Annotated in this window: 15 protein-coding genes and 2 pseudogenes; 6 read left to right on the forward strand and 11 right to left on the reverse strand. The window is 61.1% G+C overall.

Going from position 1 to position 23252, the window contains the following annotated elements; translation table 11 throughout:
* Nucleotides 1-5 precede the first annotated feature (5 nt).
* The 3 genes from PSH64_RS02280 to PSH64_RS02290 are packed head-to-tail and all read right to left on the reverse strand — an operon-like array spanning nucleotide 6 to nucleotide 1757.
* Nucleotides 6-266, reverse strand: coding sequence for a phosphopantetheine-binding protein (locus tag PSH64_RS02280; RefSeq protein ID WP_105340556.1), 261 nt, complete (start codon nucleotides 264-266; stop codon nucleotides 6-8).
* Entirely contained in the window at nucleotides 247-1056 is an 810-nt protein-coding gene (locus PSH64_RS02285; protein ID WP_105340555.1) for a 1-acyl-sn-glycerol-3-phosphate acyltransferase, read from the reverse strand. The genes PSH64_RS02280 and PSH64_RS02285 overlap by 20 nt, the downstream gene beginning before the upstream one ends.
* Nucleotides 1032-1757: a beta-ketoacyl synthase chain length factor gene (locus tag PSH64_RS02290; protein ID WP_105340554.1), complete on the reverse strand. Its 726-nt coding sequence runs from the start codon at nucleotides 1755-1757 to the stop codon at nucleotides 1032-1034. The genes PSH64_RS02285 and PSH64_RS02290 overlap by 25 nt, the downstream gene beginning before the upstream one ends.
* 357 nt (nucleotides 1758-2114) lie before the next feature.
* On the opposite strand from PSH64_RS02290, the gene PSH64_RS02295 reads away from it, so the two are divergent.
* Nucleotides 2115-2885 carry a ParA family protein gene (locus PSH64_RS02295; protein WP_105340553.1) on the forward strand — a complete coding sequence of 257 codons (771 nt, stop codon included), beginning with the start codon at nucleotides 2115-2117 and terminating at the stop codon, nucleotides 2883-2885.
* Nucleotides 2886-3018: 133 nt separating this feature from the next.
* On the opposite strand, the gene trxC is transcribed toward PSH64_RS02295, so the two are convergent.
* From trxC to PSH64_RS30355, 6 genes and pseudogenes are all read right to left on the reverse strand, one after another.
* The gene (gene trxC / locus PSH64_RS02300; RefSeq protein WP_305479808.1) at nucleotides 3019-3453 is read right to left on the reverse strand and encodes a thioredoxin TrxC; all 435 of its coding nucleotides are present in this window, start codon (nucleotides 3451-3453) and stop codon (nucleotides 3019-3021) included.
* 174 nt (nucleotides 3454-3627) lie between these two features.
* Nucleotides 3628-5091 (reverse strand): protein adenylyltransferase SelO, encoded by a 1464-nt coding sequence (selO, locus tag PSH64_RS02305; RefSeq protein WP_305479809.1) that lies wholly within the window; start codon nucleotides 5089-5091, stop codon nucleotides 3628-3630.
* A 48-nt stretch (nucleotides 5092-5139) separates the two neighbouring features.
* Entirely contained in the window at nucleotides 5140-8490 is a 3351-nt protein-coding gene (gene mscK, locus PSH64_RS02310; protein ID WP_105340550.1) for a mechanosensitive channel MscK, read from the reverse strand.
* 34 nt (nucleotides 8491-8524) lie between these two features.
* Nucleotides 8525-10267: a potassium/proton antiporter gene (locus PSH64_RS02315; RefSeq protein ID WP_105340549.1), complete on the reverse strand. Its 1743-nt coding sequence runs from the start codon at nucleotides 10265-10267 to the stop codon at nucleotides 8525-8527.
* A 259-nt stretch (nucleotides 10268-10526) separates the two neighbouring features.
* The gene (locus tag PSH64_RS30350) at nucleotides 10527-11399 is read right to left on the reverse strand and encodes a methyl-accepting chemotaxis protein (RefSeq protein ID WP_370694470.1); all 873 of its coding nucleotides are present in this window, start codon (nucleotides 11397-11399) and stop codon (nucleotides 10527-10529) included.
* A 30-nt stretch (nucleotides 11400-11429) separates the two neighbouring features.
* Nucleotides 11430-12257, reverse strand: a pseudogene (locus tag PSH64_RS30355) (MCP four helix bundle domain-containing protein); the annotation flags it as partial.
* A gap of 169 nt (nucleotides 12258-12426) precedes the next feature.
* Here PSH64_RS30355 and PSH64_RS02325 point away from each other — a divergent pair.
* From PSH64_RS02325 to PSH64_RS30365, 4 genes and pseudogenes are all read left to right on the forward strand, one after another.
* Nucleotides 12427-12657, forward strand: coding sequence for a hypothetical protein (locus tag PSH64_RS02325; RefSeq protein ID WP_007903194.1), 231 nt, complete (start codon nucleotides 12427-12429; stop codon nucleotides 12655-12657).
* On the forward strand, nucleotides 12654-12956 hold the full coding sequence (locus tag PSH64_RS02330; RefSeq protein WP_007903196.1) for a cell division protein ZapA: 303 nt from the start codon (nucleotides 12654-12656) through the stop codon (nucleotides 12954-12956). The genes PSH64_RS02325 and PSH64_RS02330 overlap by 4 nt, the downstream gene beginning before the upstream one ends.
* Before the next feature lie 262 nt (nucleotides 12957-13218).
* A pseudogene (locus PSH64_RS30360) lies at nucleotides 13219-14082 on the forward strand (cache domain-containing protein); the annotation flags it as partial.
* Between the two features lie 204 nt (nucleotides 14083-14286).
* Nucleotides 14287-14994, forward strand: coding sequence for a methyl-accepting chemotaxis protein (locus PSH64_RS30365; protein ID WP_370694471.1), 708 nt, complete (start codon nucleotides 14287-14289; stop codon nucleotides 14992-14994).
* 143 nt (nucleotides 14995-15137) lie between these two features.
* Here PSH64_RS30365 and PSH64_RS02340 read toward each other — a convergent pair whose 3' ends face one another.
* Both PSH64_RS02340 and putA read right to left on the reverse strand, forming a co-directional pair.
* Nucleotides 15138-16940, reverse strand: coding sequence for an acyl-CoA dehydrogenase (locus PSH64_RS02340; RefSeq protein WP_305479811.1), 1803 nt, complete (start codon nucleotides 16938-16940; stop codon nucleotides 15138-15140).
* A 258-nt stretch (nucleotides 16941-17198) separates the two neighbouring features.
* On the reverse strand, nucleotides 17199-21152 hold the full coding sequence (putA, locus tag PSH64_RS02345; RefSeq protein ID WP_305479812.1) for a trifunctional transcriptional regulator/proline dehydrogenase/L-glutamate gamma-semialdehyde dehydrogenase: 3954 nt from the start codon (nucleotides 21150-21152) through the stop codon (nucleotides 17199-17201).
* 462 nt (nucleotides 21153-21614) lie between these two features.
* Between putA and putP the strand changes: the two genes are divergently transcribed.
* Nucleotides 21615-23099 carry a sodium/proline symporter PutP gene (gene putP / locus PSH64_RS02350; protein ID WP_105340544.1) on the forward strand — a complete coding sequence of 495 codons (1485 nt, stop codon included), beginning with the start codon at nucleotides 21615-21617 and terminating at the stop codon, nucleotides 23097-23099.
* Nucleotides 23100-23252: the final 153 nt, after the last annotated feature.

The following is a 23252-nucleotide window of genomic DNA, read 5'->3' on the forward strand; positions in this document are numbered from 1 at the left end:
CGGTCTCAAGCTGCCTGTGTTGCACTGACGAACGCCGCAAGGCTCGCCACGTTGCTGAAGTGTTTACGGGTGTCTTTGGCGTCGGCATCGATCTTGATGCCGTACTTTTTCTGGATCGCCAGGCCGAGTTCCAGCGCGTCTACCGAGTCCAGGCCCAAGCCTTCGCCGAACAGCGTCTGGTCGTCGCCGATGTCGTCGACGCTGATGTCTTCCAGGCCCAGGGCTTCGATGATCAGTTCTTTGATTTCACGGTGTAGATCGCTCATCTTCGGCGAGCTCCTTAATAAAGTAATGGTGCAAATAATCATTGAGCTTGCGCGAGGCCTGGGGCGCAGGCCCCTGCGTAGCGAAGGCCTGTGGATCTATATCGGCCCCGACGCGGAAACTGAAGTGCACGCGGCGTTTGGGGATCCGATACCAGGGTTCGGCCTTGGTCAATGTGGTCGGGTTGACCTTGATGATCACCGGGGTGAGGATTCTCGCACCGCGCAGGGCGATTGCCGCCGCCCCCCGATGAAAGGCCGGCGGTTGGCCGGGTTGGGTCCGGGTGCCCTCGGGGAAAATGATCAGGGTCTGACCGCTTTTCAGCGCATCGGCAGCGGCGTCGAGCATGTCCATGCTGCCATCGTTGCTGATGTATTCGGTACAGCGTAGCGGACCGCGGGTGAACGGGTTTTCCCAGAGGCTTTTCTTGACCACGCAATTGGCGTGGCGCACCAGCCCGATCAAAAACACCACATCGATCAGCGATGGGTGGTTGGCGACGATCATCTGGCCTGGCCGTCCGAGTTTTTCCGCCCCTTGTATGTCATAGGTCAGCACACCGCTGCGCGCCATGAAACGAATGAAAAACCAGAAACACCGGCTGACCGTCTGCCGAGCTCGCTGACGATGGGCCTGGGCGCCTCCCGGCAGGCAATTCAACAGCGGGAACACCACCAGTCGCAGGCACAGGCTGCTCAACCCGAACAGGGTGAAGCTTGCGGCAGTGGCCAGCAGGCGCCAGTAGTAGGCGTCGCGGTTTTTATCGGTTACGGGTTGCGTTGCCAGGTCCATACACGATTTTTCCAGGCATGTTGGCAGGTAGTCTGCTGGCCGAGCAGGGTAGGCATCAGATTCAGGGCATGCGGCCAGTGGGTTTTGGACAACGCTTGCGAGGTGCTGTTCAGCGACAGCTGCCACTGATTACCGGGAGTGATCAGCAGGCCGACCGCGTAAGGAAACGGCACATCATCGATCCAGGCCGAGTAGGCGGCGGGTGGTTGTTCTTCGGTGACGACCAGCAGTACCGCGGGCGCGCCTTCCTCAAGCAGCGCCGCGGCCTCTAGCATGCCGTGTTCAAGGCCATCGCCGGCCGCGGCAATGGCGGTCATTTCGCTGGTTTCGCCGCGCATGATCGACCACAAGCCGATCACCGCGTTGTGCACCGACAGGCTGAACTGGGTGGGCGACAATGGCTGGTCGGTCGCCAGATCGCTGAGAATCTCGAAGGTGCGCGGGGTTTCGCCGTGGCGAGAAATAAAGACCAACGGCAGGTTGGGACGACCATCAGCCAAGGGCCAGCCGACACTGAACGCCATCCGCGCCAGACGGCTGAGTCGCCGGCGCTGCATGGCCGGCAGAAACGACACATCGGGGGCGGCATCGCTGGGTTCGAGCACGACCGGTTGTCGGCTCCAGGCCTGCCAATCATCCACGCTTTCAAGCCCAGGGGCCCACGCGCGCCATTGGGCGATGTTGAAGTTGATCACAGACATTCATCCCGCCCCTGCGGGCTTCCTTTGACGCGGTGAGTCGCAAAGCCGCGGCTGACCTGACATGGCGCTTAACGCCCAGTGGCGCGCATTATCCCGGTGCTGCGGGCGTGTAGCAAATGCTGGTTACATTTTGCGCAATAAAATGTACCGTCTGGTTCGCGAAAAAAGCTGTCGTTTGGCCATTATCCACGGTGCGGCAAATATGTCTGTCGGCTGTATCGGCTATTAATGGACGAGTTGGCGGCTTTTTCTACCGGAGATTTACCGATGACTGTGTAGTCCCTATGCCGGCAAGGTAGCGAAGCAGCGTCGTGGACTACTACACTCGATCATTCTTTGATACACGGAGGTTTAGACATGCGGCGCGTGGTGTTCAATCAGAAAGGTGGCGTGGGCAAATCAAGCATTGCCTGCAATCTGGCGGCGGTCAGCGCCAGCGAAGGCTATCGCACGCTCTTGGTGGATCTCGATGCCCAGGCCAACTCCACTCAATACCTGACGGGGCTCACCGGTGATGATATCCCGATGGGCATTGCCGACTTCTTCAAGCAGACCCTGTCTTCCGGGCCGTTCTCCAAGAAAAACCAGGTCGACATCTACGAAACCCCGTTCGATAACCTCCACGTCATCACCGCCACCGCCGAACTGGCTGACCTGCAGCCCAAGCTTGAGGCCAAACACAAGATCAACAAGCTGCGTAAATTGCTCGAGGAACTGGACGGCGATTACGACCGGATCTACCTCGACACCCCGCCAGCGCTGAATTTCTATGCCGTCTCGGCCTTGATCGCCGCTGATCGTGTGCTGATCCCCTTCGACTGCGACAGCTTCTCGCGCCAGGCGCTGTATGGCCTGCTGGCGGAAATCGAAGAGTTGAAGGACGACCACAATGAAGGGCTGGAAGTCGAAGGTATCGTCGTCAATCAGTTCCAGGCCCGCGCCAGCCTGCCGCAGCAAATCCTCGACGAACTGATCGCCGAAGGGCTGCCGGTGCTGCCGGTGTACCTGGCCAGTTCGGTGCGCATGCGCGAATCCCACCAGGCCAACACGCCACTGATCCACCTCGACCCGCGACACAAGTTGACCCAGCAATTCGTCGACCTGCACGCTCTGCTGGAAAATACCTGAATCGCTGTTGTTGGCGCGGACCCCATGGGGGAGCGGGCTTGCTCGCGAAGGGGCCATAACAGTCAACATCATCGTTGATTGATAGACCGCTTTCGCGAGCAAGCCCGCTCCCACATTTGGCCTCGTGTAGTTTTCAAATCCCCTGACTGCGCAACCAGCTCATCAACTGCGGCAACGGGAAGGCCCCGCTCTGACGAGCCACTTCCCGACCGTTCCTGAACAGAATCAGGCTCGGGATCGAGCGAATCCCCAACTGCGCCGACAACTGCTGATTCGCCTCGCTGTCCAGCTTGGCCAGCCGACACTTGCCCGCCAATTGCCCCGCCGCCTGCTCGAACACCGGTGCAAACGACTTGCACGGCCCGCACCAATCCGCCCACACATCCACCAGCAACGGCAGGTCACCCTTGATCTGACTGGCGTAATCGCCTTGCGTCAATTCGAACGGCTTGCTCAGCAAGACCTCGGCCTTGCAGCGGCCGCACTTTGGATGATCGTTGACGCGTTCGGCGGGGATGCGGTTCAGGCCGTTGCAGTGGGGGCAGGGGATGAGGAGTGGGTCGGTCATGATCGGGTTCCGGATGAGTAGGCAATCTATGGAACTGATCTGGAGTCGGAAATGATGTTTATCAAGGCGCAAGTTTGTACGCAATAACCTGGTGGACATCATAGGCGACCCTATCGAAGCCTATGACCAAAAGCGCCGGCGAGCACCCGTCTGAATATTCAGTGTTGTTCAGTCTCACGACGAACAACTGATCTCCAGATGCTTGCCCCATTCCGGTGGCCGCTCGGCGTAGCTCTCCATCCCCGGCTGCTCCTCGAACGGATTGCTCAGTACCGCGTGCAGTCGACGAACTTCTGAATAGTCGCCGCTTTCCGCCGCATCGATAGCTTTTTGCGCCAGGTAATTGCGCAGGATGTACAGCGGGTTCACCGCATGCATTCGTTTGCGGCGCTGCTCCTGATCAATCACGCCTTCACGGGCAACCCGGGCGGCGTAAAGCTCGCCCCACGCATCGAAGCCCTTGATGTCGACAAAGTCATCGCGCAGACGGGCGACAGCCAGTTCCGGTGACTCATCGCCCAGGCGGCGGAAAAACAGGCTGTAATCGACGCCGCTGTTCTGCATCAGTTGCAGCAGGTGCTCCAGCAGTTTCTGGTCGTCGTCTTCGGCGGTAGTAAGGCCGAGGCGGCGGCGCATCAGGTCCAGGTAGTGGGCCTGGAACAGTGGCAGGTACAGGCCGAGGGTTTCGCGCAGGGCTTCGACGCTGATGAATGGCGTCAGGGCCTGGGCGAGGGCGCTGAGGTTCCACTGGCCGATCGGCACCTGGTTGCTGAAGGAATAACGGCCCTGGTCATCGGAGTGGTTGCAGATGAAATGGGCGTCGAAGTCGTCGAGGAAGGCGAACGGGCCGAAGTCGAAAGTGATGCCCAGGATCGACATGTTGTCGGTGTTCATCACGCCGTGGCAGAACCCGTAGGCCTGCCATTTGGCGATCAGCTCGGCATTGCGCTCGACGATTTCGCGGAACATTGCCAGGTACGGTTCCGGCTGTTCCAGGCAGTGTGGGAAGTGCATGGCCAGCACGTGCTCGCCGAGCGTTTTCTGCTGTTCGGGGCGCTTGGTGTAGTAGAAGAATTCGAAATGCCCGAAGCGCACATGGCTCGGTGACAGGCGCAAGACCATGGCTGCGCGTTCCTGTTTCTCACGCCAGACCGGTGTGTCGGAGCCGATCACGCACAGTGCGCGCGTGGTGGGAATGTTCAGGGCATGCAGGGCTTCGGAGGCGAGAAACTCGCGGATCGACGAACGCAACACCGCGCGTCCATCGCCCATGCGTGAATACGGCGTCTGACCGGCACCCTTGAGGTGCAGGTCCCAATGCTCGCCGGCTTCGTTATAGACCTCGCCCAGCAACAGGCCGCGCCCGTCGCCCAACTGCGGGTTGTAGGAGCCGAATTGATGCCCGGAGTAGACCATCGCCCGCGGCTCGGCTTCGGCCCACAGCTTGTGGCCACCGAACAGCTCGGCGAACACCGGTGTCTCGGCCTCGGCCGGGTCCAGATCCAGCAACGCCATGGCGGCGGGACTGGCGACCACCAGTCGCGGCGCGGCGATGGGCTCGGGCAGCACATGGGTTGAGAACGCGTCGCCCAGGCGGGCGAAGCGATTATCGAAGGTCAGTTCGTCGAGGGCTTTCAACGGCCATCTCCAGCAGAATGTCCGAGCATTCTGCTAGGGATAGCGCGCTTAGTCGAGTTCCACAGGCGGCGGCTCTTGCCGCGGTTTGCTGGCAGGCATCGGCACAATGGTTTTGGTTTCCGGTTCGACCGGCACCATTTTGTATTCCTGGCCCTGAAGGTTCTTGAGGTAGACCTCCATCTGCCGGAACGAGATGTTGATGTGCTGCTTCTTGAACTCGCGATTGATGAAGCGGTTGACCTCATCGAGCACCGGGTTACGGTCGCCCAGGTCGCGCACATGCATGCGCAACTCGTGGTCGAGGGTGCTTTCGCCGAAGTTGAGGAAGTACACGTGGGGTTCCGGGTCCTTCAGCACGCGCGGGTTATCCCGGGCCGCCTTGAGCAGCAACTCTTTGACCAGGTCCAGGTCCGAGCCGTAGTCGACGCCCAGCTTGAGGGTCACCCGGGTGATGGTGTCGGTCAGCGACCAGTTGATCAGTTGCCCGGTGATGAACGTCTTGTTCGGAACGATGATGTCCTTGCGGTCGAAGTCGGTGATGGTCGTGGCGCGGATGCGGATCTTGCTCACCGTGCCCGACAGGTTGCCGATGGTGATGGTGTCGCCGATCCGCACCGGACGTTCGAACAGGATCATGATGCCGGAGATGAAGTTGGCGAAGATTTCCTGCATGCCGAAACCCAGGCCCACCGACAGCGCCGCCACCAGCCATTGCAACTTGTCCCAGCTCACGCCGAGCGTGGACAGGGTCGAGACGAAACCGACACCGGCGATCACATAGGACAGCAACGTGGTCGTGGCGTAGGAGCTGCCCTGGGCCAGGTTGAGCTTGGACAGCACAAACACTTCCAGCAGACCCGGCAGGTTGCGCGCCAGCGCGAAGGTGATGCCGATGATGATCAGCGCGCCGAGCATGTCGCCGATGCTGATCGGCACCATGCTCATGTTGGCGCCGGTGCCGCTGGTGTATTCGTAGAGGGTGATGTTGTCCAGGTACGAGAACACCGAGATCAGGTCCGACCAGACCCAGTACAGCGCCGCGATGAAGCCGCCGAGCAGGGCCAGGCGGATCAGTCGCAAGGACTGTTCGTTGACTTTCTCGATGTCCAGAGTCGGTTCTTCGATCACCGCCTCGCCATCGCCGGCCTCTTTGGCGGCCTGGCGTTTGGCCAGGGCGCGCTGATAGGCCAGGCGCCGCGCCGCAACGCTGAGGCCGCGCACGAAGGTGGCTTCGATCACCAGCCAGAACATCAGCAGGTACAGGGTGTTGATCAACCGGTCGCTGAGTTTCAGCGCGGTGTAGTAGTAGCCGAAGCATACGGCGACGAACAGCGCGATCGGCAGAACGGTGAACATGACTCCCACGGCCTTGCGGAACAGCGAGGCGTTTTCGTGGGTCGGGCTGCTGACCAGCAGGCGGCTGAGCAGCCAGGCCATCAAGGCATAGCAGGTCAGCACCACCGGCATGCCGAGCACGTCATCGGCCAGTGCCGCCGGTTGCAGTTCGGCGACCGCCACCACGGTCACCAGGGCCATCACCACCAGCCCGAGCCGGCGGATCCAGCCTTGAAGGAATTCGACCTGGGGTTTTTCCCAGCGGAAATGCAGTTCGGCCACGCCACCCGGCGCGAGGATGCGGTAGGCGGTGTAGAACACCAGCCAGGCCTGGGCCATTTGCAACAGCGCCGCACCCATATTGGCGTTCTGCCCGCGGGCGTCGATCTGCAGGGCCAGGCCGCACAAGGCCAGGCCCAGGGAGACCGGCATCGCCAGCAGGATGTTGATCAGAATCGCTTGCGGGGTGTGCCACTGGCTGTCGCGCTTGAAATGGCCGATGTCCTGGTGAACTTTGTTCAGGCGGGCATAGAGATTTTTGCGGCGCCACAGCAGCGCGCCGATCAGCAAGGCCAGCGGCAGGAACAGCAGCGGTCGCTGTGTCAGGCCGTCGGTCAATTCACTCAGGCTCGAAGCCCACGGCAGGGTCGTGACCTGGCGTTGCAAGCGTTCCGGCACGCCGTGCATCCACTCAATATCCAGCGGCTTGTTGCTGGGAATCCAGAACATCTGCTCGTCCAGCGTAGCCCGCAGACTTTGCGCGGTGCTGAGCAGTTGTTTCTGATTGAGTTGCAACGTGATGGATTCGTTGAGCACCGCGCTCAGTTCGCGATTCAAACGCTCCAACAGGTCCGCGCGGGTGGTGGCCAGTTCCAGCAGGCTCTTGCGCAGTTGCGGGGTGACTTGCTCTGGCGGTTGAGTGGCCAGCAGGTTGTCGACATAGGTGGTCGGGTTGCTGAGCAGTTCCCGTTGCTGACTGACTTCGAACTGATACAGGCGAATGTCGGCAATCTGATCGGCCAGGTCGCGGTCGAGCTTGAGGCGCGGCAGGGCCTGTTTCTGTTTGTAGAGAATCTTGGAGAGCAGCAGGCTGCCCTTGAGCACGTTGATCTGTTCGTCCAGCGCCGAATCGCTCTGGGTCACGCTGTCCAGTTGCTGCTTGGTCTGCAGGTTCTGTTGAGTGACTTCGTTGAGGCGGTCGGTACTTTTGAGCAAGTAGTCGGAGAGTTTCAGGTTGGCCGCGCTTTCGGTGGCCAGCAGGCTGCTGCCGCCAGCCTTCTGCGCTTCGATCGACTGTTGGGTCACTGTCTCTTGCGACTGGGCCAGGCGTTTCTGGTTGATCAGGGTTTGCAGGTCCTGGATCTCCTGATCCAGGCGATCGGATTTTTCCGACAACAAGTCATGCTGGCTGTTGCCCAGGTCCTGCAACTGGCTGTTGCCGGCCAGTTCCTGGCGCCGCAACGGGATCAAGGCGTTCAGCGCCGAGAGTTCGGCGTTGAGCTGATCGCGTTGCTCCGGGGACAAGAGTTTGCCGCTGTCCTTGCCGAGCTTGAGGGTGTTGTTGATCTGCTGGATGCGCGTCTGGCTGGCGGAGATTTCAGCCTGGGCGCGCTCGGGGCGGGTCTGGGCGGTGATGATCAGGCTGTTCGCTTCGGCCAGGGCTTTTTGCAGATCGCTTTGCTGGGTGGAACGCTCAGTGAGCAGTTGCTCCAGCTGCTGGATGGATTCTTTGGTATAGCGTTGCGCCACCGGCACCACTTTGGTGGCCTTGAGGCGGGTCAGCTCGCGCTGGTTCTCGATGTTCTGCCTTGGAGCGTTGGTCAACTGCTGCTTGAGATTGATCAGTTTCTGATCGTAATCACGCCGGTTGTTGAGCTGGGTGAGCGTGCTCTGCAGGATCGCTTGCAGGGCTTTCTGATCGGCCTCCGGCAGTTTGCGCTCGGCGATTTTGTCCAGGCTCGCCTGCACGGCTTCGCTGGACGGCGGCTCGGCGGCTTGCAGCGTGTTGATGGAAAGACTCAAGCCCAGCAGGGCCATGATGAAAAAGGTGCGCAGAGTTGACATAGAGACCGATCGAAAACGAGACGAAGTGTGGAGTTTAGAGGAACAGGCCGGGGCCGGGGCGACTTCCTTCGGGGAATCTGACGCCCACTTTCCCAATCTTGTTCCCTTCCATGACCGCGACGGTCCAGAGGGTGTTGTTCCACTCCACCTGGTCACCGACGACTGGAGCACCCCCCACTTTCTGGGCAATGAAATGGCCCAGGGACATGTTCGGGTCGATGCCCTCGACTTTCAACCCGTACAGGGCCGCAACCGCGCCCAGCTGGGCGTCTCCTTCGAGTACGAAGTCGCCGAAGAAACGCAAATCCAGCCCCCGTTGAGGTGCCTGGCTGAAGAGTTTTCCGAGCGCCGGAAGGTTGTGTTCGTGGCCGATCACGCAGAGCAAATCATCGACTTCGAGCACCGTACTACCCGACGGATGGAGCAGTTGCTGGCCACGAAACAGGGCCGCGATACGGGTGCCTTCGGGCATTTTCAGATCGCGAAGGGGGGAGCCGATGCACCATTTCTCGGCACCGAGGCGATACACGAACAGCTCCCACTCGCTGGTGACATGCACTTCCAGCGCCGATCGGGAGATCGGCAGGGGCTCCGGCGGGACGGTCACTTTCAAAAGCTTGGCGACCCACGGCAGGCTTGTGCCCTGCACCAACAGCGACACCAGCACGATAAAGAACGCCAGGTTGAAATACAGCTGAGCATTGGGCAGCCCCGCCATCAGCGGGAACACCGCCAGAATGATCGGGACGGCGCCGCGCAAACCGACCCAGGAAATGAATGCTTTTTCGCGTCCATGGAACGCTTTGAAGGGCAGCAGGCCAGCCAGCACCGACAGCGGGCGGGCGAACAGAATCATCCACAGCGCCAGGCCCAGCGCCGGCAAAGCAATCGGCAGCAGGTCATGGGGCGTGACCAGCAGCCCCAGCACCAGGAACATGCCGATCTGGGCCAGCCACGCCATGCCGTCGAGCATATGCAAAATGCCGTGACGGCTGCGCACCGGGCGGTTGCCGATCACCAGACCGCACAGGTACACCGCCAGAAAGCCGCTGCCGTGCAGGGCGTTGGTCAGGGCAAATACCACCAGGCCGCCGGCAATCACCAGAATCGGATAAAGGCCGGTGGCCAGGTGGATACGGTTGACCAGTTGCAGCATCAGCCAACCGCCGCCGAGGCCGATGACGCCGCCAATACCGAACTCACGCAGCAAGTGCCCGAGCAGGCTCCAGTGCAGGCCGGTCTGGCCGCTGGCGAGCATGTCGATCAGGGTGACGGTGAGAAACACCGCCATCGGGTCGTTGCTGCCGGATTCGATTTCCAGGCTTGCGCTCACCCGTTCGTTCAGGCCTTTGCCGCCGAGCAGCGAGAACACGGCCGCGGCATCGGTGGAGCCGACGATGGCGCCGATCAGCAGGCCTTGAATCAGGTTCAGATTGAACAACCACGCGGCGGCCATGCCAGTCAGCCCGGTGGTGATCAGCACCCCGACCGTGGCCAGCGACAGCGCCGGCCATAACGCCACGCGAAAACTCGCCACCCGGGTACGCAAGCCGCCGTCGAGCAGGATCACCGCCAGGGCGAGGTTGCCGACCAGATAAGCCGTGGGGTAGTTATCGAAAATAATGCCGGCACCGTCGACACCGGCCGACATGCCCACCGCGAGGATGATCACCAGAATCGGGATCCCGAGGCGCGATGAAAGTGAGCTCACCAGAATGCTCGCACCTACCAGCAACGCGCCGATCAAGAACAGGCTGTTGATGGTCGTCGCATTCAAAGGCAGTACTCCAGAAGCGTAAAGGCGGGCGCAAACTGACCATGCAGTCCGCGTGCCAGCGATTCTAACCTGTTGAAATGTGATGCTGTCAAAAAGCTTTTGACGGCGATCATCCCCTGTGGCGAGGGGGCTTGCCCCCGTTGGGTCGCGCAGCGACCCCCAAACCGGCGCTGCGGTGCGCCAGGTTCAACGCGTGGGTCAATTGCGACTGCTTCGCAGCCGAACGGGGGCAAGCCCCCTCGCCACAGGGGGGCAGCCGTTACAGGCTGAATCGCCCAACCATGTTGTTCAGGTCCAGCGCCAGGCGCGACAGTTCGTTGCTGGCCGCACTCGTCTGGTTGGCACCGGTGGCCGATTGCACCGACAGGTCGCGAATGTTCACCAGATTGCGGTCCACTTCACGGGCCACTTGCGCCTGCTCTTCGGCCGCGCTGGCGATCACCAGGTTGCGCTCGTTGATTTCGACGATGGCGCTGTTGATGGTATCCAGCGACAGGCCGGCACCACGGGCGATGTTCAAGGTCGATTCGGCACGCTCGGTGCTGTTGCGCATCGAATCCACGGCGTGTTCGGTACCGCTCTGGATGCTGCCGATCATGCGTTCGATTTCGCTGGTCGACTGCTGGGTGCGATGGGCCAGGGCCCGCACTTCGTCGGCAACCACCGCAAAACCACGGCCGGCTTCACCGGCACGGGCCGCTTCGATGGCAGCGTTCAACGCCAACAGGTTGGTCTGGTCGGCCAGGCCGCGAATCACGTCCAGCACTTTGCCGATGTCTCGCGACTCGTTGGCCAGATCGCCGATCAGAGTGGCGGTGCTCTGTACGTCAGCGCTCATGCGCTCGATGGCACTGACGGTTTCCTGCACCAGGTCACGACCGTCGCCCGCCGAAGTGGTGGCGTTTTTCGAGGCTTCAGAGGTGCTCACGGCATTACGCGCGACTTCTTCCACGGCGCTGGTCATTTCGTTGACGGCGGTGGCGGCCTGTTCGATTTCGTTGTTCTGCTGGGTCAGGCCACGGGCGCTTTCGTCGGTGACACTGTTGAGCTCTTCCGCGGCGGACGCCAGTTGCGTGGCCGAACCGGAAATCCGTTGCAGGGTGTCGCGCAGTTTTTCCTGCATCTTCGCCATGGCGGCCAGCAGACGACCGGCTTCGTCTGCACCGTCGACCGTGATCGGGCGCGTCAGGTTGCCTTCGGCGATTTCTTCGGCGGCGCTCAGGGCGTTGGCGATCGGCTTGGTGATGCTGTTGGTCAGCAGCCAGGCGAACAGCAGGGTCAGGCCGGTGGCGATCACCAGCAGGGTCACCACCAGGTTAAAGGCCGAGGAGTACTGGTCGGCGGCTTGCTGGTTGGTGTCGACAGTCTGCTGGGTGTTGATCTCCAGCAAGCGGTTGAGCACGGTGTTGATGGCTTCAGAGTTGTTCAGCAAATCGGTGTTGAGCAGCGTGCGCAGTTCGTCGACCTGATTGTTGCGCGACAGGCTCTTCATCCGGTCTTCGATCTGGCGGTACTGACCCAGCAGTTGCACATACTGATCATAGGCTGCACGTTCCTGCGGGCTGGCGATCAACTTTTCGTAGCTCGCCTGCGCCGCTCGAATCTGCTGGTTACGGGTTTCCAGCAGCTCGATGGTTTTTTGCTGGACGTCCGGCTCACGATTCACCAACAAGCGATAAGACAGCACACGCAGGCGCAGGGTCAGCTGAGTGAATTCGTCGAGGCTTTTGATGCTCGGTACGCTGTTCGAGGTGATCTCCTCGGCGGCGCCGCGAATCTTGCTCATCTGGTTCAGGGCGAACACACCCAGGATCAGCATCATGGCGCCAATCAAGGTGAAACCGAGGAACGCCCGCGGGGCGATATTCATATTTCGTAGGGACATGGTGTTCACCGAAAAAAGCGCATCCGTGCGAGGCTGAGACTGTTGTATGGATGACTTATCGGTCATACGACTAAAGTCTTGAGGCGCTGCGCGTATTTGTCGCATAAGGGCCGCGGCGACGAAGTGCAGGAACCAGATCCGCCAATCACAGTCTTTAAAACTCGCGAGGAAGGTTGCCCGCCAGGAAAATCAAGGCCTTGCGCCTGCATAACCCTGGCATCCACGGTGACTTTTCTTTATCGTACGCGCCCTTTGAAAATGCCCGGAAATCAAAATGTTGGAAGCATCCCTAAGCCAATTGGAACAACTGGTCAGCGACCTGGTGCAACAGAACCAGACCCTGCTTGGCACCAACCAATCCCTGAGCGCGGAACTGGCCCAGGTCAAGGATGAAAACGAAAGCCTGCAACTGAGCCTGATGGAACAGGAAGAGAAACAAGGCGCCACCGCCGCACGCATCCAGGCCTTGGTTGAGCGCGTCAGCGCCGGCCCTGTCAGCGCATGAGTTACGGCGCCGCAGGGGTAAAAGTCGTCTCGATTCTGGGGGAGGACTATTCGATCAAGGCGCCGGCCGGGGAAGAGCAGACCCTGCTGGACGCCGCATTAATGTTGAAGGCCGCTCTGGCCGAGACCAAAAAGAAATACCCGACGCTGATCGGTGACCGCTTGCTGGTACTGGCGGCGATGAATCTGTGCTCGCAGCAGATCGAAATGCAAAAGCGTCACCAGCAGGAACTCGACCGTTACCAAGAGCAAGTCAGCGCCACGGTTGAAGTGATCGCCAAGACGATCAACCAGGCCTGAGGGGCTTTGCGCACAACCAAAGAATAAATTGTCGATTTAGTTGTATACAATCGGCATGGCTGTTGCAGTGTTTCAGCCCTTTATTCTTTGGGGGTGCTCCATGCAGTTCTGGCGACGCAGTATTCAATGGCAGTTGATCTTGAGCATGGGCACCGCCCTGCTGGTCAGTATTCTGATCGTGGTTGGCATTTATACCCTCGTGGTCAACCGCCTCGCCCAGCGCTATCTGGTCGAGCAGGCGTTGCCGTCGAGCATCCAAGCGATGCGCAACGACATCGAGCGCATCCTCGTCCAACCCCTCACCGCCGCCAAGGACATTGCCAGTAACAGCATGGTGCGTGACTGGCTGGCAGGGGGCGAAAACCCAGCCCAGACCGCGGCTTTCGTCAGTTACCTGGAAGGCATCCGCGCCGAGCACAAAGCCTTTACCGCGCTGATTATCGGCGCCGCTTCAAACCATTACTTCACCGAAAAAGGCCTGGATCGCACACTCAGCCGCTCCAATCCCAGCGACGCCTGGTTCTATTCGTTCCTCGACAGCAATCAGCCGCGCACCCTCAATATCGACAATGACACCGCCACTGGCGAGTTGGCGCTGTTCATCGACCTCAAGGTCGAACAGGCCGGCAAAGTCGTGGGCGTGGCCGGGCTGGGCCTGAGCATGAAAGAGCTGTCGGAGCTGATCCACAACTTCAACTTCGGTGAGCGCGGCAAGGTCTATCTCGTGCGCTCCGACGGTTTGATCCAGGTTCATCCCGAGGCGCAGTTCAGCGGCAAACGTACGCTGGTCGAACAGATCGGCGCTTCGGCGGCGCAAGCGGTGATGACCTCCACCGCGTCTGGCAGCAGCAGTTTTGCCCGCGATGGCGAAGAGTTTCTGGCCTTGAGCCTGCCGCTGCGTGAGCTGGGCTGGACCCTGGTGGCCGAAGTGCCGCAGTCGCAGATCTACGCCGAAGCTCGCCGGGCGATGTGGATGAGCGGCGGCATTGGTCTGGCGGTGGCGTTGGTGTGCCTGTTGCTGGTGGTGTTGCTGGCCCGTGGATTGGTGCGACCGATTCGTCAGGTAACAGCGGCGTTGGTTGCCATCGGTAGCGGTGGTGGAGATTTGACCCACAGGTTAGATTCCAGCCGCGCCGATGAGCTGGGAGACCTGGCTCGTGGCTTCAATCGGTTCCTGGAAAGTCAGCGCGAGATGATCGGCGAAGTGCTGGCCACCAGTGAGCGTTTGCGCACGGCGGTCGGCCAGGTGGCGCGGGTGGTGGACAACACCGCCGGGCGTTCCGGGCGTCAGCAGGAAATGACCGACATGGTCGCCACCGCCGTTCATGAGATGGGGCTGACCGTGCAGGAAATCGCCCAGAACGCCGGCCACGCGGCGGTCGCTTCGCAAACCGCGCGGGATGAAGCGCTGCAGGCGCGGGAAGTGGTGGGTGGATCGATCCGGCACATCGAAAGCATGTCCGACGAGATCGGCATCGCCGCCAGGGCGGTGGGCGAATTGGCCCAGCAGGTGGCGTCCATCGATCAGGTGCTGGCGGTGATTCGCGGGATTTCCGAGCAAACCAATTTGCTGGCGCTCAACGCCGCCATTGAAGCGGCGCGGGCCGGGGACATGGGGCGCGGGTTTGCGGTGGTGGCCGATGAAGTGCGGACCCTGGCGCGGAGGACTCAGTCGTCCACCGACGAAATTCAGCAGATGATCGGCAGCCTCAAGCAGGGCGCGGAGCATGCGGTGTCTTCCATGCACGCCGGGCAAGCGGCGACCGGCACGGGGGTGGAGTCGAGCCAGCGCACCGGGGCATCGTTGACAGCGATTACCGGGCAGGTCGAGCACATCAGCGACATGAACCATCAGGTGGCGACGGCGACGGAAGAGCAGTCGGCGGTGACCGAGGAGATCAACCGCAACGTTCAGGGGATTTCCGACCTGGCGCGGGCGACGGCGGGGGAGGTCAGGGCTTGCCGTGAAGACTGTCAGACGTTGCAGCGTCTGGCCGATGATCTGGCGCGGCAGATGGGTGGGTTTCGGTTGAGCTGATCCAAGTGCTGCCTGAACTGACGCCTTCGCGAGCAAGCCCGCTCCCACACTGATTCTGCGGCGAACACATCATTTGTGAACGCCTACGATCGAGTGTGGGAGCGGGCTTGCTCGCGAATTTCAGCAGCACCACAAGGGCAGGGTCAGAACCACTCATCCTGCATGCCCAGGCACACATCATCCCGAGCCTCAAGAATCGCCAGTTCATGGTGGCAACCCGGCACTTCCCACGTCAGGAAATACCGCGCCGCCTGCAGCTTGCCTTTATAGAAGCTCACATCCGCCGCATTCCCCTTGGCCAACCCTTCCTCGGCGCGAATCGCCTGTTCCAGCCAGCGCCAGCCGATCACCGTGTGACCGAACACTTTGAGGTACAGCGCCGAGTTTGCCAGGCTGCTGTTCACCTTGCCTTGAGCCAGATCGGTCAGCAGGCCGATGGTCACGGTTTGCAGGCGAGCCACCAGTTTCTCCAGTGGTTCACGCAACGCGGTCAACGATTCATGCGCTTGTGCCCGCGCGGCGGTGTCGGCGATCAGGCGGATCAATTGCTTGAGCCCCGCACCACCGTTCTGCGCCAGTTTGCGCCCCAGCAAGTCCAGCGACTGAATGCCGTGGGTGCCTTCATGGATCGGGTTCAGGCGGTTGTCGCGGTAATACTGTTCCACCGGGTATTCACGGGTGTAGCCGTGACCGCCGAGAATCTGGATCGCCAGTTCGTTGGCCTTCAGGCAAAACTCCGACGGCCAGGATTTGACGATCGGCGTCAGCAAATCCAGCAGCTCATGGGCCTGTTTGCGCTCGGCTTCGCTCTCAAGAGTCGTGGTGTCATCGAACAGCCGCGCCGCGTACAACCCCAGGTCGAACGCGCCTTCGACGTAGGCTTTCTGGGTCAGCAGCATGCGTTTGACGTCGGCGTGCTGAATGATTGCCACCGGTGCGGTGGTCGGATCCTTGCTGTCCGGCACCCGACCTTGCGGACGCTCGCGGGCGTATTCCAGGGAATACAGATACCCGGCGTAGCCCAGCATCACCGCGCCCATGCCGACACCGATCCGCGCCTCGTTCATCATCTGGAACATGTAGCTCAAGCCATGGTATGGCTTGCCCACCAGATAGCCGACACACTCACCGTTGTCGCCGAAGTTCAGCGCGGTGGAGGTGGTGCCGCGCCAGCCCATCTTGTGGAACAAACCGGCCAGCAGCACATCGTTGCGCTTGCCGAGACTGCCGTCATCGTTGACCAGGAACTTGGGCACGATAAACAGCGAGATCCCCTTCACCCCGGCCGGCGCGTCCGGCAACTTGGCCAACACCATGTGCACGATGTTTTCCGACAGCGGGTGATCGCCGCCGGAGATGAAGATCTTGTTGCCCTTGAGTCGATAGGTGCCGTCGGACGCCGGCTCGGCGCGGGTACGAATATCCGACAGTGACGAGCCGGCGTGGGGCTCGGTCAGCGCCATGGTGCCGAAGAAGCGACCGTCGATCATCGGCTGCAGAAAACGTTGCTTCTGCTCGTCGGTGCCGAAGCTTTCAATCAGGTTGGCCGCGCCCATGGTCAGGAACGGGTAGGAGGTCGACGCCGCGTTGGCCGACTGGAAATGCGCGAAGCAAGCCTGGGACAGTAGTGTAGGAAGTTGCATGCCCCCCGCGTCGAAACTGCGCGCGGCGTTGAGGAAACCGGCTTCGAGGAAGGCATCCACCGCCGGTTTCACTTCCGGAATCAGAATCGCCCGGCCGTCCTCATAGCGCGGCTCGTTCTCATCGCCCTTGCGGTTGTGCGGGGCGAAGAACTTCTCGGCGATATTGCGGGCGGTGCCGATGGCGGCATCGAAGGTCTCGCGGTTGTGCTCGGCGAAACGCTCACGCTGGGTCAGGCCCTCGGCATCGAGGACTTCATACAGCTCGAAAGCCAGATTGCGGGAACTGAGCAACGTCTCGGACATGGCGGCCTACCTTTATTTGGGATGGACCGAGTCTAGGTGGGGGAATAGAGGTTGAACAGGATGATTGATGAGGGTGATGGTGGAGCAGCGCGGCGGCTTAGCAGGCGATACAAGCAACTGTGGGAGCGGGCTTGCTCGCGAAGAGGCCTGCACATTCAACATCTATGTTGGATGACACACCGCTTTCGCGAGCAAGCCCGCTCCCACAGGGATTGTGCAAACCAGGCACCTATTGCGGGTGCCTGGGTTTGAAGCGGTTTAACCGATCGTCATCAAGCTGGCGTTACCACCCGCCGCAGCGGTGTTCACGCTCAACGCACGCTCGATCACCAAACGCTCCAGCGCAATGTTGGTTTCACCCTGGGACAACCCCTGAACCCCAACAATCGCCCCGGCACGCTTGGCCACTTGCTGGCACACCGCACGTAACTGGTCGGAATGGCCATGATGCAGAACCGCATCGAGCACCACTTCGTCCTTGGTCCAGTCGGCCACCCGTTTGATTCGCGCCTGCACTTCCTTCGGCAGACGTGCGAACAAGGCCTTGCCCGGTTCCGCGTCCGGCCACACCGCCGAGCCGCCGACGGCCAATACCGCCGCCAGTTGAGTCAGCAGATCGCCTTCGACGTCCGCCAGGCACAGTACGTGTTCGCGCGGGAGGATGGCGTAGCTGTTGCGCTCGCCGGTCGGGCCGGCCAGCACGCGGGTGATCCCGCTTTGCGATTGCGCCGCGAACTGCACGCACAGGGCGCTCAGGTCCGCGAGCTTGTTGCTGTCGGCCCAGGCTTGCAGCGCGGTCAGCGGTTTGCTCATGGCGTCACGCAGACGTACGTCCGGTGCGGCGATGGCGTCGCCGCGAGCGAAGGATTGTTCGATCGCATTGGTAGGACGTGTCGACAGCAAGCGGTACAGGTACAGCGGACCACCGGCTTTCGGACCGGTGCCCGACAGGCCTTCGCCGCCGAACGGTTGCACGCCGACCACGGCACCGACGATGTTGCGGTTGACGTAGACGTTACCGGCGTTGACGTTGTCGATCACCTTGGCGATGGTCTCGTCGATGCGCGTGTGCACGCCGAGGGTCAGGCCGTAGCCGGATGCGTTGATCTGGCCGATCAGTTGGTCGATGTCTTTGCGCTTGTAGCGCACCACGTGCAGCACCGGGCCGAAGATCTCCCGTTGCAGCTCGTCGAAGCTTTCCAGTTCGATCAGGGTCGGCATCACGAAGGTGCCGCGTTTGACTTCTTCGCTGTTGGCGATCGCCACTTGGTACACGTTGCGACCTTTGTCGCGCATGGCCTGGATGTGCTTCTCGATGCCGGACTTGGCTTCGGCGTCGATCACCGGGCCAATGTCCACGGACAGACGCTCCGGGTTACCGAGACGGCATTCCGCCATGGCGCCCTTGAGCATTTCGATGACACGGTCGGCGGAATCCTCCTGCAAGCACAGCACCCGCAGTGCCGAGCAACGTTGACCGGCGCTGTCGAAGGCCGACGACACCACGTCGATCACCACCTGTTCGGTCAGTGCCGAAGAGTCGACGATCATCGCGTTCTGGCCGCCGGTTTCGGCGATCAGCGGAATCGGACGGCCCTGGGCGTCCAGGCGACCGGCGACGTTGCGTTGCAGCAGGCGCGCGACTTCGGTGGAGCCGGTGAACATCACGCCTTTGACCCGATCGTCGCCGACCAGACGGGCACCGACGGTTTCGCCACGGCCCGGCAGCAGTTGCAGCACGCCCTCCGGAATTCCGGCTTCGAGCAGCAGGCGCACGGCTTGAGCCGCCACCAGCGGGGTTTGTTCCGCAGGTTTGGCCAGTACCGGGTTGCCGGCGGCCAAGGCCGCAGCGACCTGACCACTGAAGATTGCCAGCGGGAAGTTCCACGGGCTGATGCACACCACCGGGCCCAATGGGCGGTGGGCGTCGTTGGTGAAGTCGTTGCGGGCCTGCACTGCGTAATAACGCAGGAAGTCCACGGCTTCACGCACTTCGGCGATGGCGTTGGCGAAGGTCTTGCCGGCTTCGCGCGCCAGCAGGCCCATCAACGGCTGGATCTCGCCTTCCATCAAATCGGCGGCACGTTCCAGAATCGCCGCGCGTTCGGCCGGCGGCGTGGCTTGCCAGATCGGCGCGGCATTCAGTGCGCACTGGATCGCGTTGTCGACGTCTTCGACGGTGGCTTCCTGCACATGGCCGACCACGTCGCGCAGATCCGACGGGTTCAGCACCGGCGCAGGGGTTTCGCTGCTGGAGGCGCAACCGAGCATCGGCGCGGCTTTCCAGTTGTTATGAGCGGTGGCCAGCAGCGCGCAGGACAGCGAAGCCAGACGATGTTCGTTGGCCATGTCGATGCCGCTGGAGTTGGCGCGCTCGGCACCATAAAGATCACGCGGTAGCGGGATACGCGGGTGCGGCAGGCCGAAACCGCCTTCCAGCGTGGCCATCTGCTCGATGCTGGCCACTGGATCGGCCACCAGCTCCTGAATCGAAATCGACTGGTCTGCGATACGGTTGACGAACGAAGTATTCGCGCCGTTTTCCAGCAGGCGACGCACCAGGTACGCCAGCAGTGTTTCGTGGGTGCCGACCGGTGCGTACACGCGGCACGGACGGTTCAGCTTGCCTTCGGACACTTTACCCACAACCTGTTCGTACAGCGGTTCGCCCATGCCGTGCAGGCACTGGAACTCGTACTGACCGGGGTAATAGTTCTGGCCAGCGATGTGGTAAATGGCCGACAGCGTGTGGGCGTTGTGGGTGGCGAACTGCGGGTAGATGGCTTCCGGCACCGACAGCAGTTTGCGGGCACACGCGATGTAGGACACGTCGGTGTACACCTTGCGGGTGTACACCGGATAGCCTTCCAGGCCTTCGACCTGGGCGCGCTTGATCTCGCTGTCCCAGTACGCGCCTTTCACCAGACGGATCATCAGGCGATGACGACTGCGGCGTGCCAGGTCGATCACGTAGTCGATCACATAAGGGCAACGCTTCTGATAAGCCTGGATCACGAAACCGATACCGTTCCAGCCGGTCAGCTGTGGCTCGAAGCACAGGCGCTCCAGCAGATCCAGCGACAGCTCGAGGCGGTCGGCTTCTTCGGCGTCGATGTTCAGGCCGATGTCGTATTGCTTGGCCAGCAGGGTCAGCGACAGCAGGCGCGGGTACAGCTCGTCCATCACGCGCTCGTACTGGGCGCGGCTGTAACGCGGGTGCAGGGCGGACAGCTTGATCGAAATGCCCGGGCCTTCATAAATCCCGCGACCGTGAGAGGCTTTGCCGATCGAGTGGATGGCTTGTTCGTACGAGGCCAGGTACTTCTGGGCGTCATGTTCGGTGAGTGCGGCTTCACCCAGCATGTCGTAGGAATAGCGGAAGCCTTTGGCTTCGAACTTGCTGGCGTTGGCCAAGGCTTCGGCGATGGTTTCGCCGGTGACGAACTGCTCGCCCATCAGGCGCATGGCCATGTCGACGCCCTTGCGGATCATCGGCTCGCCGCTCTTGCCGATGATGCGGCTCAGGGACGAGGTCAGGCCCGCTTCGTTGTGGGTGGCGACCAGTTTGCCGGTCAGCAGCAAGCCCCAGGTGGCGGCGTTGACGAACAGCGACGGGCTGTTGCCCAGGTGCGGCTGCCAGTTGCCGGTGCTGATCTTGTCGCGGATCAGCGCGTCGCGGGTGCCTTTGTCCGGGATGCGCAGCAACGCTTCGGCCAGGCACATCAGCGCCACGCCTTCCTGGGACGACAGGGAAAATTCCTGCAACAGGCCCTGAACAATCCCGGCACGGCCGCCGGCGCTCTTCTGATTGCGCAGTTTCTCGGCAATCGAGGCGGCGAGCTTGTTGGTGGCGTCGCACATCGGTGCCGGCAGGCGCGCCTGCTCGATCAGCATCGGCACCACTTCGGGTTCCGGGCGACGGTAGGCGGCGGTGATCGAAGCGCGCAGTACCGATTGCGGCAGGATGCTTTCGGCGAATTCCAGGAAGCACTGGTGTGCGTGATCGACGTGGACCTCGCCGGCCTCGTCAACTTCCTTGCCGTTCAAACCATTCAGCTCGGACAGGGTTGCACCACCCTCGAGTTTTTCCAGGTAATTGAAAATTGCCTGCTTGATCAGCCAGTGCGGCGTGCGATCAATCGAGGTCGCGGCGGCCTTGAGGCGTTCGCGGGTCGGGTCGTCAAGTTTGACCCCAAGGGTGGTGGTAGCCATATTTTTATCCTCATGTTTGCCACGACCGCGTGGCATCAGCTGGCGGCAAGATTAGCCGTGCTCTGGTCGAGGTGCAACCGGGTGCAACCCTTTTTTTGTCGGAATAATAAGCAGCTCGTCAGGAAATAAATTCTGGTACATCCATCCCGCGCCTGCTTGGTGCTTTTGCTTCTAGCGCAACCAGAAAAACGCCCTAAAAAGGAGCAAAAACCGACTCATTTCGAGAAAATCCGACTAGGTGCAACTTATTCGCACGAAACTGGTTGCACCTTATTTGCTTTGTTGAATAGCATTCGCGGCCAAGGTGCAACCGGGTCAAAAAGATCGGTGCACCGGCTGATGGCTTTCCTGGGGAAACATCAGTCATAAATGCGCGGGACCCCGAATCGTCAGTCAAACGTCGTCGTTTGCCAGCGGTTCACCAGCCGCCGCTACATAAAAACAATGCCAGGGCGTAACTCAATGAGCGTAAGCAATCCAACCCTGATCACGTTCGTGATCTACATCGCAGCAATGGTGCTGATCGGCTTCATGGCCTATCGCTCCACCAACAACCTTTCTGACTATATTCTGGGCGGTCGCAGCCTGGGCAGTGTCGTGACCGCACTCTCTGCCGGTGCTTCCGACATGAGCGGCTGGTTGTTGATGGGCCTGCCGGGCGCTATCTACATGTCCGGTCTTTCCGAAAGCTGGATCGCCATCGGCCTGATCATCGGTGCTTACCTGAACTGGCTGTTCGTCGCCGGTCGTCTGCGCGTGCAGACCGAGCACAACGGCGATGCGCTGACCCTGCCGGACTACTTCTCCAGCCGTTTCGAAGATAAAAGCGGCCTGCTGCGGATCATCTCCGCGGTCGTGATCCTGGTGTTCTTCACCATCTACTGCGCTTCCGGCATCGTGGCCGGTGCCCGTCTGTTCGAAAGCACCTTCGGCATGTCCTACGAGACCGCGCTGTGGGCCGGTGCCGCGGCGACGATTGCCTACACCTTCGTTGGTGGTTTCCTGGCAGTGAGCTGGACCGACACCGTACAAGCCACGTTGATGATCTTCGCCCTGTTGCTGACGCCGATCATCGTGCTATTGGCCACTGGCGGCATCGACACCACGTTCCTGGCCATTGAAGCGCAAGACCCAAGCAACTTCGACATGCTGAAAAACACCACCTTCATCGGCGTGATTTCGCTGATGGGCTGGGGCCTGGGCTACTTCGGCCAGCCGCACATCCTGGCGCGTTTCATGGCGGCGGATTCGGTCAAGTCGATCGCCAACGCCCGTCGCATCTCCATGACCTGGATGATCCTGTGCCTGGGCGGCACCGTCGCTGTAGGTTTCTTCGGCATTGCTTACTTCTCGGCAAACCCCGCCGTGGCCATGCCGGTGAGCGAGAACCACGAGCGTGTGTTCATCGAACTGGCGAAAATCCTGTTCAACCCGTGGGTTGCCGGTGTGTTGTTGTCGGCCATTCTGGCGGCGGTGATGAGTACCCTGAGCTGCCAACTGCTGGTGTGCTCGAGCGCCCTGACCGAAGACTTCTACAAAACCTTCCTGCGTAAAACCGCTTCCCAGGTTGAATTGGTCTGGGTCGGCCGCGCCATGGTGCTGCTGGTAGCCCTGATCGCTATCGCTCTGGCGGCTAACCCGAATAACCGCGTACTGGGTCTGGTCAGCTACGCCTGGGCAGGTTTCGGTGCTGCGTTCGGTCCGGTTGTCCTGATCTCCGTGATCTGGAAAAACATGACCCGTAACGGCGCGCTGGCCGGCATCCTGGTCGGCGCGATCACTGTGATCGTCTGGAAACACTTCGAGCTGCTGGGCCTGTACGAAATCATCCCTGGTTTCATCTTCGCCAGCCTGGCGATCTACATCGTCAGCAAAATGGGCACGCCGACCAGCGGCATGCTTTCGCGCTTCGCCGCGGCCGAGAAGGATTTCCGCCTGAACCAGTGAGGGGGATGAGCTGAGGCTCTGACTTTTCGCCGAACATGAAAACGGCCCGCTTCCTTTTGGAGGCGGGCCGTTTTTTTTTGCGGTTTTCTTTTGGCGCAAGGCGTGAAGCCTCGAAATTCCACTGTGGGAGCGGGCTTGCTCGCGAATGCAGTG

This window comes from Pseudomonas sp. FP1742, from assembly GCF_030687145.1.
GTDB classification, from domain to species: domain Bacteria; phylum Pseudomonadota; class Gammaproteobacteria; order Pseudomonadales; family Pseudomonadaceae; genus Aquipseudomonas; species Aquipseudomonas frederiksbergensis_D.